Origin of the sequence: Aequorivita xiaoshiensis, from assembly GCF_022008395.1 — a bacterium.
Lineage (GTDB): Bacteria > Bacteroidota > Bacteroidia > Flavobacteriales > Flavobacteriaceae > Aequorivita > Aequorivita xiaoshiensis.
The window spans coordinates 43424-55377 of sequence record NZ_JAIRBB010000002.1; the positions used below are offsets into that span (position 1 = coordinate 43424).

Here is an 11954-nt window from a genome sequence, read left to right on the forward strand (position 1 = left end):
AACTTTCGGGATAAAGGTTGAATTATGAAAAATTTACATTACCATTTTATTTTGGCTATTTTTTTGTGCTCAACTTCAGTTGTGGCACAATTAGATTCTATTCAGCAGTTACCTGAAGTATTGCTTACCGACTCAAAACTTGTACACTTTTCTAAAGGATTCAAGGTAGAGAAGGTAAATGATTCAATTGTTGAACGAAACGCTACGTCGTTAACTGAAACTCTAACCTATAATTCTTTAATCTATTTTAAAGAAAATGGATTTGGGATGGTTTCATCTCCTTCCTTTAGAGGCACGAATGCATCACAAACAGCTGTAATTTGGAATGGAATTAATATAAATTCAATTTTTACAGGTCAAACTGATTTTAATGTGATTTCTCCTTTAAACTACGATAATATATCAATCCGAAGTGGTGGTGGTGGAGTTCAATATGGAAGTGGAGCAGTAGGTGGTAGTATTCATCTAAACAATACTTATACTTTTAAAAAAACAAATAAAACCAATGTAGGAATGCGCTACGGAAGCTTTTCTACGATAGCTGCAAATGCAAATACCACACAAACTTGGGATAATCATTATCTAAATGTAGGTGTAGATTTTTTACGTTCAGAAAATGATTATGATTATGTAGGAAAGGGTAAAATAAATAAACATGGACAGTTTTTACGTTTTTCTGCCAAAGTAAATGAAGCTCGACGTATAAGAAATGGTGTTGTTACTTGGAATTCGAAGTACGTATATAGCGATAGAAATTTTTCAGGTAGTTTAAATACCATTGGAAAGGATGCTTATAAAGATATTGCTACGAGAAACTTATGGCAGTTACAAAAACAAATAGGAATATTTAAAACAAAAGCTAGTTTCGCACACCTGTACGAACAGTTTAGGTATATTCCAGATAGTGAAAAATCAAATTACGACCAAGGACAAGCAAACAGCTTTATTGGTGGATTGCAAACAGAGGTTTTATTTAAAAATAAAATTCGTTTAAACGGAAAAGCTGAATACACTTTGATAAATGGAAATGGTGATAATGTTGGCGATAATTCTCGTAGAACTTTGGCTGCAGTTTTATTGCTAAATCATAAAGTTTCGGATGATTTTAATTATGGAGTAAACATTAGAAAAGAGTTTCTAAATGATTATGACAACCCCATTCTGTATTCAGCAGATGCAAAATTGAAGGTTTCCGACTTTTATTCACTTCGAATTAATGGTTCTAAAAACTACAGAATCCCAACCTTTAACGACCTTTATTGGTATGCTGGTGGAAATATTGATTTAAAACCAGAAACCTCGTATCAGGTAGCGTTTGGACAACAGTTTTCCACTGGAAATTTAAAGACTGATGTTGCTGTTTACTATATTACCTCTGAAGATTTGATTAAATGGGTTCCTAAAAACGGAGGTATTTGGGAACCTGAAAATATAAGTGAAACTAGAAATTTTGGAGCTGAAGTTACTTTTGATTATACTGTGGATATAGGCAAATCACAGATTTTAAATTTAAATGCCAACTATTCCTATACTAAGGCTGAAGATTTAAAAAAAGAGAAACAACTAATTTATGTACCTTTTCACAAAGCAACTGGATCGATATCATATAGCTATAAGAAGCTTTCAATTTATCTACAAGGATTGTTTAATGGGGAAGCTTACACAACTACCGATAACAGTGATGTTGTAGATGCTTATTCTTTATTGAATCTGGGTGTAGATTACACATTTCCTGTCAATCCGAATATAAAACTAGGCGGTCGAGTAAAAAATGTTTTCAACAAATATTATGAAAATGTAGCGTATAGACCAATGCCTTCACGAAGTGTCGAAATATTTTTAAACTTTAATATATAACTAAATGAAAACAATAAAAAGATCACTCTTAATTGCTTTATCAACATTATTTTTTGTCGCTTGTAGCAGTGATGATGACAATCAGCCAGTTTACGAACCTGCTGCATATGAGAATGGGGTTCTAGTTACTAATGAAGGTCCGTTTATGAACGGAAGCGGATCAATAACTTATATATCTAATGACTATGCAACTGTTTCTCAAAATATTTACAGAACTGTAAATGGTACAGAACTTGGAAATATTGTACAGTCTATGGGTTTTAATAACGAAAACGCTTACATAGTAGTAAATAATTCGAATAAAATTATGGTAGCCAACCGTTATAGTTTTGAAGCTATAGACTCTATTACAACAGGACTTGTTAATCCAAGATTTTTTGAAAGTATGGACGGGAATAAGGGGTACGTTACAAATTGGGGGGATCCAAACGACAACTCTGATGATTATGTAGCTGTTGTTGACTTGAGAACTAACGAAATTTCTGCAAATATTTCAGTAGGATTTGGACCAGAAAAAATGATTTCTCATAACAATAAAGTATATGTAGCTCACCAAGGAGGTTATGGACAAAATAATTTAATTTCTGTAATTTCTGGAACATCTGTAGAGAGTACTATTACTGTAGGTGATGTTCCAAATTCGATGGTAGTTAAAGACAATAATCTTTATGTACTTTGTGGAGGAATGCCTAGTTATGCGGGAACTGAAACTGCAGGTTCGTTAGTGAAAATAGACCTGTCATCGGGTCAGGTTTCAGAAACTTTTGCTTTTGAAACTATACAACACCCAAGTAACTTAACAATTGATGGTGATAACTTATTATACAGCTTAGATGGCAAAGTTTACAAAGTAAATACTTCATCAATAACATTACCAGGAACAGAAATTATTGAAGGATACTTTTATGCACTACAAGCCAATGATGGTAAGCTTTACGCTTCAGACGCGGGTGATTTTGCTAGTAAAGGTTCTTTATATATTTATGACCTTTCTACAAATCAACAAATACAAGATTTTCAAACAGGAATAGTTCCTGGCGGAATTTATTTCAACAATTAATTGTTTTTATATAGCCAAAAAGTCCATTTGATTAGTTTCAAATGGACTTTTTAGTTTAAAAGTGTTTGATATTATTTCTTTAAAGGACTAATTATCTTAACATCTTGAAATGCTATCGCACCACGAATTATACCTGAAATAACGTCGTATAGAACATTAGTGATTTGCATTTTAAGTTCACTTTTACTGTAAATTAAACTTACCTCACGAGCAGGAGATGGTTCTTTAAAGTATTTTAAATTTTTGGTTTGATTAGGGGAAACGTCTAATGTGTGAAGATAGGGTACAAGGGTCATTCCTAAACCTTCGTCAGCAAGTTTTACAAGCGTTTCAAAACTACCACTTTCAAGTTGGAATTTTTCGAAGCTACCATTTTTGGAAGCTTTACACAGGTTAATAATACCATCTCTGAAACAATGACCATCTTCTAATAACAATACATCTTCAATGTCTAAATCTTTCGCTTCTATAGTATCCTTAGGTGCTAATCGGTGATTTTCTGGGATGTAGGCTACAAACGGCTCGTAATAAATAGGGCGTTCTTTGATTCTTTCCTGTTTTAAAGGAGTTGCAGCAATAGCCGCATCCAAATATCCATCATTAATTTTAGTGATTATTTCATCTGTATTTAACTCCTCGATTTTTAATTGAACCTTAGGATAACGAGTTGAAAATGTTTTTAAAAACATTGGCAACAAGGTTGGCATAACAGTAGGAATAATACCAAGCTTGTAAGAACCACCAATAAAACCCTTTTCCTGATCTACAACATCCTGCATGCGCTCAGATTCATTAACGATATTTCGGGCTTGTTCTACTATTCTTTGACCTACAGTGGTAAGCTCAATCGGCTTTTTTGTACGATCAAAAATTTGAATTTCAAGTTCCTCCTCCAATTTTTGGATCTGCATACTAAGCGTAGGCTGAGTAACAAAGGTTTTTTCGGCGGCCTTTGTAAAATTTTGGCTCTCTGCTACAGCCAAGACATATTTTAATTGAGTAATTGTCATCGTAAACTTTATTTATACAAATATATATCTATTATCAAATATTTCTATTTCCACCTTGAGATAAAAGCAGGCTTAGTTATAATGAAGTGAATAAATATTCAAAATAGAAATTAATAATCAGATCATTCCTCGGGCTTTAATCTCTAAGTATTTGTTGATAGTATTTACCGTTAGGTTTTCAGGTGAAGTTAAAATTGATTGAATTCCGTATTTGAGAAGCTCATTTACAATAAGTTTCTTTTCAAAAATAAATTTTTCGGCAATTGTCTTTTCAAAAACTTGATGCGTGGTTTTCGCTTCTTTATTTAAAAATGATTTTAATTCAGTGTTTTCGAAGAAAATAACTACTAACAAATGTGTTTTGTTTATGGCCTGTAAATACGGTAACTGCCGATGAAGCGCATCCATGGTTTCAAAGTTTGTGTAGAGTAATAAAAGACTTCGCTGCTTAATGTTTCGCTTTACATCTACATATAAACGAGAAAAATCGCTTTCTGAAAAATCTGTTTCTATATTGTAAAGTGTTTCCAAAATTAAATGCATTTGCGCATTTCTACGTTGGGCTATAACTCTATCGCTTACTTTTCTTGAAAAAGTGAACATTCCGGCTTTGTCGTGCTTCTTTAATACAATGTTAGAAATTACAAGGGTCGAATTTATAGCGTAATCTAATAAACTTAAATTATTAAAAGGCATTTTCATTACCCTTCCCTTATCAATTACAGAATAAACTGGCTGCGATTTTTCATCTTGAAATTGATTAACCATTAGGTTATTGCGCTTGGCAGTAGCCTTCCAATTAATGTTTCTTATGTCGTCTCCAATACTATAGTCTTTAATTTGTTCAAATTCCATAGTGTGTCCAATTCTCCTAATCTTTTTAAGGCCAAACAACTTTAACTTATTGGAAAAAGCTATAAAATCATATTTTTTAAGCTGAAGAAACGACGGGTAGTTAGGAACCATACCTTCTGCCGAAAACTGCTGCTTTCGTACAACTAGCCCTAATACCGATGAAGTAAATACATTCAAGTTTCCAAAGTGATACTCGCCACGCTCTGTAGGTCTAACTTGATAGGTGAAAATTTTCTCATCTGAAGGATTTAATATCGCTTCAATTTTAAAGTCACGAATCTGCCATTGTACGGGTAATTCATCAATAATTTTAAGTGAAACTTTAAATTGATATCGATTAATAACCTTTATTTCAATCGGGTTTTCGTCGCCATTGGAAAGTTTTTCAGGTAAAACTCGAGTAGCTTGAATTCCGATTCTATTTCGATAGAGTAAGAAAATATCAAAAGCGACTGCTAGAATAAACAAATAGAAAAACAGCCTAATTACACCAAACAATTCCGGAAAGAAATACGCCCCCACAAACAAAACTGAAAGTGAGAACAACACGATAAAAAATCGCCGTTTTAAGTATAAGCTTTTAAGGAATTTTTTCAATTTATAAATTTAATCGGGGTTTCTATCTTATTATTTTCATTTTTCTTTCAACAGGCATTATGTGTTGGTAAGACTCAGCAAAATAGTTTTTAAGACTATCTAGGGATTTCAATAGTCTCTATAATCTGTTGTACCACTTTGTCTGCTGTAATTCCTTCCATTTCGCGCTCTGGGGTAAGCATAATTCTATGTCGAAGTACCGATGGAGCGATTTTCTTTATGTCGTCTGGAGTAACAAAATCACGCCCGTTAATAGCTGCAAGTGCCTTGGAAGCATTCATAATTGCTAGAGAAGCTCGTGGAGATGCCCCTAGGTATAAGTTTGAGTTAGAACGCGTATTATCAACGATAGCGGCAATATATTTCAGTAAATTACTCTCGATAATTATTTGCTTAATTGTGTCTTGATACTCGGCGATTTCTTGTGCATTGAGTATGGGTGAAATATTTTCTAAAACCAACCTATCCATACGATTGTGTTCGTTTTCTAAAATTCGAATTTCTTCTTCTAGACTAGGGTAAGGTACATTTATTTTAAAGAGAAAACGGTCTAATTGCGCTTCAGGTAGTGCGTATGTTCCTTCTTGCTCTACCGGGTTTTGAGTAGCGAAGACCAAAAAAGGAGGTTTCATTTCATACTTTATTCCGTCCATAGTAACTTGACGTTCTTCCATTACTTCAAAAAGGGCGGCTTGAGTTTTTGCAGGTGCACGGTTTATTTCGTCAATTAAAATAATATTGGAAAAAACGGGACCCTTCTTAAATTCAAATTCGTTGGTTTTTACATTGAATATTGATGTCCCTAAAATATCACTAGGCATTAAATCTGGTGTAAACTGAATTCTACTAAAGTCTACCGACATTGTTTTGGCTAAGAGTTTGGCAGTTAGAGTTTTTGCGACTCCTGGCACACCTTCAATTAATGAATGACCGTTGCTAAGTATCGAAATTATTAGCATTTCCAACATATCGTGTTGTCCAACTATAACTTTTCCCAGCTCGGTTTTTATTCTTTCGGTGGCTTCCTGTAGGTTTTTCAAATCAATTCGCGAGTTAAACTCTAACGGATTTTCCTGTGTATCTTCCATAATTTTACAATCTAAATTCTTCTATTTTTTTGTTCAGGGCAAGCAAGTCGGCCTCGCTATGAACAGTTTTTTCTTTTAAAATTTTAATAAGATGCATCAATTTTTGAGTGTCTTCTAGAGTGTTTCCACTTTTTAAAGCTAATTTCTTGATTAAGTCTTCTGTAATGTCAGTCGTATTCAAAAAGTATTTTGCTCTAAGTGTTTCAGAAAAGTACTTTATTTTTTTAGCAATTATATCGCTGTAATCTTTATGCTGAAAATATAAATCGGCAATAGTTTTGGTGAATTCTACTGAAGTGTTTTCTAGTGGTTCTATTACTTCTACAATGCGTTGTTCACGTTTACCTTTAAAGAGCACGAAAATTATTAACCCGCCAATCACAACGTAGTACGCCCAAGTAAGGGGTTCTTGATTTAACACAAATCGCATAGGTGAAGTAACAACTTTTCGACCCGACTTTAAATATTCATCTAAATATATATGGTCTGCTTCAATATACGATATCAAATTTGCAGCGTATTGCTCGTTTTTTTTAAGGAGGTAATAGTTGGTGAAAGCTTCAGGCAAAGTATGGAGTAAAAACGCACCGTTGCCATATTTTACTTTTATAAAGTTTAAGTCGTCTAATTTATCTTTATTTGAATCATAGTACCCTAAAGCTTTGGTTTTTAGGGTGTCTATTGCTGTAAAAGAAGTTTTGAATATTCCCTTTTTAAATTTTGGTAATTGCTTTTCTTTTAAAGAAGGTGAAAAGAATGTAGGAGTAACCTCTTCTTCTAAAACGCTGTAGCTTGTATGTAAATTAATTTTTAAAGTATCTTGTAAAATATTCCCATAACTACGTGAAGAAATAAAAACTGTATTACCTTTTTCAACGTATTTTAATAATATTTGAGTTTGTCTTTTATCAAAGTTCAGCTCTTCATTTATAAATATATATGCTGAGTTTTGGTTGTAAGTACTATCGACTAAAAACAAGTAAGGATCTTTGTCAATATTTTCTATTTCTGAATCTTTAAATAGTGAAGAAGCTTCTTCAAAAAACACAAAACTGCCAAAGGGGATTTTATCTATTGAGGTGTAACTCGGCCTCCAATCGATAGGTTTCGGCCTTACAATCTCTGTAACTAGGATTAACAATAATGTTAGCCCGAATATCCATAGTACCCTTTTAGAACGTTTATCTAGCATTATTTAAGTTTTGATTTAAACGTTCAAAATCTCTTTGGGCACTTAAAAATCCTGTTTTGTTAAGTGCAAACTCTCCATACCAAATATTGTCGTATAGGTAGGATGCTTTTTTAAAATCTTCCTTTAGGTTTTGATTTTCAATCTCTCGGTAATAGTCGCTGTTAGTTTTTTCATAGTGCCAATCGATAAAATTATTTTGCGAAAGCAGTTTTAAAGATTTTAAGTACATATATCGGATTGCCAATCGGTAATTTTCTTCTTGGAGAGCACTTTTAATATAGCTATCAAGATCGACGTTCTCTATATGCTGCTCTTTAATGTTTAAGGGTGCTATTACTTCCTTTTCTCTACTGAATAATGAAGAAGCGTTATTGCCAACAAGTAATTTAACAATAATATAAATAGCAAAAAATATTAGTAATCCATAAATGAAATTCTTTATTAGCTCGAACATTTCAGGTGAAAGTTCGAACCCAAAAATTTCGCCTAAAGTTTTGAAAAACCAATTAATTGCACGGCCTAAATAATTTTCTGCTTCTCCTTCAATTTTATCATAATCAAAATCTCTGCCTGAATATTTTTCGGATAAGCCTTCAGAAAATTGCTTACGGACAACATTTTCATTTTCGACAATTACCGATAGAGAATCTTTTACATATGCAGTTGCGGCAAATGAATTCAGTAAAAGAAATGATATGAAGATAAATCTATTCACTTGCTCCAATTTGATCTATACGTTCGCGAGTTGCTTCATTGTAGGTTTCTTCGTGAAGCGAATAATATAAAATACCGTTTATAAATTGAAGCATAGATTGATTAAGTGTATATAATATAAGTAAAATAGATAAGGCGATTGTCCAAACAATATTAGCTACAGCCGAATTTGCTAAATCTACACCTGAATCTAGCGAATGAAATGCGTAAAGGCTAATTAAAACACCTGGAATAATAAGTACAACCATCATTAGTAAACTAAGCAGAATACTAATTATTAAGTTTGATAATACACATTTCCAGAAATACAGTTTTAATAATTTCCAACCCTCACCAAAGGCATCAGTGACCTCTCGATTGTCGTTAATTAACGCCATAAAAGATAGTCCACTCCAGCTGGTGAATCCTAAAATCATAAGATAATATGCGAGGGTACCCAATAAAGGGATAAAAGAAATAATTAAACCTACCACTACTAGAACTATATACATCAACATCATTAATATAATGAAGAGTATAATTTTCCCGAGGTTATCCTTTACTACCTCCCAAACTTTTCTTTTTACAACTTCTTTTCCTTTATTTCCTTCATATTGAATAATATAAACTGCGGCTAAACTGTAGTTTAAAATTGCTGTGAGTAGAAATAGAAAAATAAAACCCAAAGCTCCTAGCGCTATATAGATGTTATAAATTGAAGAGTTAGCCCCAGTTGTATTAGCGGAAATACTTCCTGCAAAGCCCGTAACCATCAAGTAGCTCACACCTAAAAAACCAAGAATAAATATTCCATTGTAACTAATAAATATGTTTAAGAAGGGTTTAAAGTTCTGTTTAAAAAAATCGAAATATGTAGTTATAATTTCACCTACATCTCGTTGTTGTTTAAGTGGTATATAGTTTTTTAGCATTTGTTTTATGTAGGATAATTGGATATATAATGTAATAGTAAATAATTAGAATTAAAGACAAGAAAATAATAGTCAAAGCTAACCATACAGGCATATTGCTATAACGTGTAATAAAACCTTCAATAAATCCAGCTATAATAAAAAAAGGTATTGTGCTAACTACGATTTTAAGTCCGTCTTTTGCACCTTTTAAAAATGAAACTTTCCTAGAATACGTTTTTGGGAAAAGTATGCTATTTCCCATTACCATTCCTGCGCATCCAGCAATTACGATTACTGAAATTTCAATAGTTCCGTGGAGCCAAATGTTTTTTGACGCTTCAAAGAGTAAATCTCGGTTATAGAAAAAAGTAAAAAAAGCTCCTAGCATTACTCCATTGCTAAACAGCACATACGCAGTTCCCACCGAGGTGATAACTCCGAATGCATAAGCCAAAAACGCAACTCGAATATTATTGATGGTTATTCCTAAAAACGTGCCTATCTCGCTTCCGCTTTTGTAAATAGCAGTAGGATCGCCTTTTTCAATATTATTTATTGTTTCGTTTACATAGGAATCCCCGAGGATTAGTCGAACAAATGAATCGTCGTTTACTGCTGAAATCACTCCAATAGCCGTTGCTACTGCAAAAAGTAAAAACGAATAAAATAGCATTCGGTGGTGCTGGTAAAAGAATAAAGGAAACTCGTCCTTCCAAAAACTTACCAGCCGATTTTTGGATTCTTTTTTATTTTTATAAATCTTTTGATGCGCTTGTGAAGCTAATGAATTTAAGTACTGAAGTGTTTTGCTATCAGGGTAATATGTCTGCGCATAAGCAAGGTCGTTTGTAAGCTGAATATAGTCGTCGGCAAGCTGATCTGGATTTATTTTTGAATTAAGTGTAATTGCTTTTTCAAATGCAATCCATTTTGCCTTATTTTGCTTGACGAATGCTGCCTCGCGCATCTTTTAATTTTTTGATAAATATAACCACTTGCTTTTAAATGGCAAACCTAGAAATAAATACTTCTCAAAACGTAAATCTAGACTACAAGATTGTAAGTGTAGGGGAGAGGATTCTAGCCTTTTTGATAGATATCTTTCTGTTTTTTGTGTATTTCTATATTGTAGAATTAATTACTGAGGCAATGCATATGGCATTCAGTGATCAATGGACTGTATTTGGCCTACAACAACTATTGCTTTTACCAGTAATGTTTTACTCTTTGTATATGCATATTCTTTTTGATGGAAGAACAGTAGGGAAGATGGCAATGAAAATTAAGGTTGTAAAGGTTGATGGTAGTCCTGCTCATTGGAGTGATTACCTGATTCTATGGATGCTCAGATTGGTGGATTTATGGATATTTTTAGGTTCAATTGGTTTGTTATCTATAATTTTTTCAGACAAGCGACAAAGGGTAGGAGATCATGCAGCGGGCACCGTCGTAATAAGTACAAAAAATAAAGTAAATATTAGTCATACAATTTTAGAAGAAATTGAAGATAACCATCAGCCAATGTTCTTGAACGTTACTGATCTTACAGATAAGGATGTGAGATTAATAAAAGAAACCTATAATATCGCATTAAAATCTAATGATTTTAATACCTTGAAATTACTTCGAAATAAAGTTGAAAGCGTATTAGGGACATCATCAGATTTATACGATAAACAGTATATTGATACAGTACTAAAAGATTATAACCACTTTACACAAAACATGTGAGTTTAATATTAGTTTTAGATATAATAGGAACATTGGCCTTTGCAATTTCTGGGGTGCTTACAGCACTTCATAAAAGGCTAGATGCATTTGGGATTTTAATAATTGCTTTCGTTGCAGCCGTAGGTGGGGGGACATTGCGAGACGTTTTAATTGGCGCTCCAATTGCTTGGATGGTAGATTTAACCTATGTGTATGTTATTTTTGGAGCTACGGTTTTTTCGGTAATTTTCAGAAAAAGACTAGGTTATGTTCGAAGATCTTTGTTCTTATTCGATACGATTGGGATAGCACTTTATACAATTGTAGGTGTAGAAAAAGGTATAGCGGCAGGTTTTTCTCCAATTATATGTATTTCCTTAGGAACAATGACAGCGTGTTTTGGTGGAGTATTGCGAGATATTCTATGTAATGAAATCCCAATTATTTTTAGAAAAGAAATTTACGCAACTGCCTGTATTATAGGAGGAGTTGTATATTTTATATTGTTGAAAACAGTAATTCCATTAGACTTTATTGTAATAATATCAGGGTCGATCGTATTTATAGTTCGTTTGTTGGCAGTATACTTTAGACTTTCATTACCCAGCATCTATACAAAGGAAGAGTTGGAGCAGCAATAACGTTAGAATAAATTAAATTATAGGTATTTGACTCCGTTAGGTAAGGCTTATTCGATTTTTATAATTGTATATTTCATTCGAAATTTGTATAAACTCCATTTTTAATTTAATAAACGAGTTCAATACTTGACGTTATTTTTCTTCAAAACTTGGATTTAGTGCCAATTAAAATTTCTGATTAAGAATCCTTGTGGTTGGAATGTTTATAGAAAAATATTAGAAATGGTATTTGACCCCGTTGGGGTCGAGTGTTTTTTTTTGAAACCTATTGTTATAAATATGTAATCCCTTCGGGATTTAAACTGATTTCCTTTGTTTTTTTAATGAACTTGGGCTA

11 protein-coding genes are annotated in these 11954 nt (G+C 32.9%); 4 read left to right on the top strand and 7 right to left on the bottom strand.

Features of this window, described 5'->3' with window-relative positions:
- Positions 1 to 24: 24 nt before the first annotated feature.
- A complete protein-coding gene (locus K8344_RS03465; protein WP_237606895.1) occupies positions 25 to 1857 on the top strand; it encodes a TonB-dependent receptor in 1833 nt (610 codons plus the stop codon).
- A 4-nt stretch (positions 1858 to 1861) separates the two neighbouring features.
- On the top strand, positions 1862 to 2917 hold the full coding sequence (locus K8344_RS03470; protein ID WP_237606896.1) for a DUF5074 domain-containing protein: 1056 nt from the start codon (positions 1862 to 1864) through the stop codon (positions 2915 to 2917).
- A gap of 71 nt (positions 2918 to 2988) precedes the next feature.
- Here K8344_RS03470 and K8344_RS03475 read toward each other — a convergent pair whose 3' ends face one another.
- From K8344_RS03475 to K8344_RS03505, 7 genes are all read right to left on the bottom strand, one after another.
- Positions 2989 to 3927, bottom strand: a complete 939-nt coding sequence (locus K8344_RS03475; protein WP_237606897.1) for a hydrogen peroxide-inducible genes activator — start codon at positions 3925 to 3927, stop codon at positions 2989 to 2991.
- Between the two features lie 117 nt (positions 3928 to 4044).
- Positions 4045 to 5379, bottom strand: coding sequence for a DUF58 domain-containing protein (locus tag K8344_RS03480; protein ID WP_237606898.1), 1335 nt, complete (start codon positions 5377 to 5379; stop codon positions 4045 to 4047).
- 95 nt (positions 5380 to 5474) lie between these two features.
- Positions 5475 to 6467 carry an AAA family ATPase gene (locus K8344_RS03485; protein WP_237606899.1) on the bottom strand — a complete coding sequence of 331 codons (993 nt, stop codon included), beginning with the start codon at positions 6465 to 6467 and terminating at the stop codon, positions 5475 to 5477.
- 4 nt (positions 6468 to 6471) lie between these two features.
- A complete protein-coding gene (locus K8344_RS03490) occupies positions 6472 to 7659 on the bottom strand; it encodes a DUF4350 domain-containing protein (protein WP_237606900.1) in 1188 nt (395 codons plus the stop codon).
- Positions 7649 to 8374, bottom strand: coding sequence for a hypothetical protein (locus K8344_RS03495; RefSeq protein WP_237606901.1), 726 nt, complete (start codon positions 8372 to 8374; stop codon positions 7649 to 7651). Before K8344_RS03495 ends, K8344_RS03490 begins: the two co-directional genes overlap by 11 nt.
- Entirely contained in the window at positions 8367 to 9284 is a 918-nt protein-coding gene (locus tag K8344_RS03500) for a hypothetical protein (RefSeq protein ID WP_237606902.1), read from the bottom strand. Before K8344_RS03500 ends, K8344_RS03495 begins: the two co-directional genes overlap by 8 nt.
- The gene (locus tag K8344_RS03505; RefSeq protein ID WP_237606903.1) at positions 9259 to 10233 is read right to left on the bottom strand and encodes a stage II sporulation protein M; all 975 of its coding nucleotides are present in this window, start codon (positions 10231 to 10233) and stop codon (positions 9259 to 9261) included. Before K8344_RS03505 ends, K8344_RS03500 begins: the two co-directional genes overlap by 26 nt.
- Positions 10234 to 10271: 38 nt before the next feature.
- On the opposite strand from K8344_RS03505, the gene K8344_RS03510 reads away from it, so the two are divergent.
- Positions 10272 to 10997, top strand: coding sequence for an RDD family protein (locus tag K8344_RS03510; protein WP_237606904.1), 726 nt, complete (start codon positions 10272 to 10274; stop codon positions 10995 to 10997).
- Entirely contained in the window at positions 10994 to 11617 is a 624-nt protein-coding gene (locus K8344_RS03515) for a trimeric intracellular cation channel family protein (RefSeq protein WP_237606905.1), read from the top strand. Before K8344_RS03510 ends, K8344_RS03515 begins: the two co-directional genes overlap by 4 nt.
- Positions 11618 to 11954: the final 337 nt, after the last annotated feature.

Excerpts from the sequence above, each read along its gene's own strand:
- K8344_RS03465 (WP_237606895.1), top strand. The coding sequence starts at position 25 with ATGAAAAATTTACATTACCATTTTATTTTGGCTATTTTTTTGTGCTCA.
- K8344_RS03470 (WP_237606896.1), top strand. The coding sequence starts at position 1,862 with ATGAAAACAATAAAAAGATCACTCTTAATTGCTTTATCAACATTATTT.
- K8344_RS03475 (WP_237606897.1), bottom strand. The coding sequence starts at position 3,927 with ATGACAATTACTCAATTAAAATATGTCTTGGCTGTAGCAGAGAGCCAA.
- K8344_RS03485 (WP_237606899.1), bottom strand. The coding sequence starts at position 6,467 with ATGGAAGATACACAGGAAAATCCGTTAGAGTTTAACTCGCGAATTGAT.
- K8344_RS03490 (WP_237606900.1), bottom strand. The coding sequence starts at position 7,659 with ATGCTAGATAAACGTTCTAAAAGGGTACTATGGATATTCGGGCTAACA.
- K8344_RS03500 (WP_237606902.1), bottom strand. The coding sequence starts at position 9,284 with ATGCTAAAAAACTATATACCACTTAAACAACAACGAGATGTAGGTGAA.
- K8344_RS03505 (WP_237606903.1), bottom strand. The coding sequence starts at position 10,233 with ATGCGCGAGGCAGCATTCGTCAAGCAAAATAAGGCAAAATGGATTGCA.
- K8344_RS03510 (WP_237606904.1), top strand. The coding sequence starts at position 10,272 with ATGGCAAACCTAGAAATAAATACTTCTCAAAACGTAAATCTAGACTAC.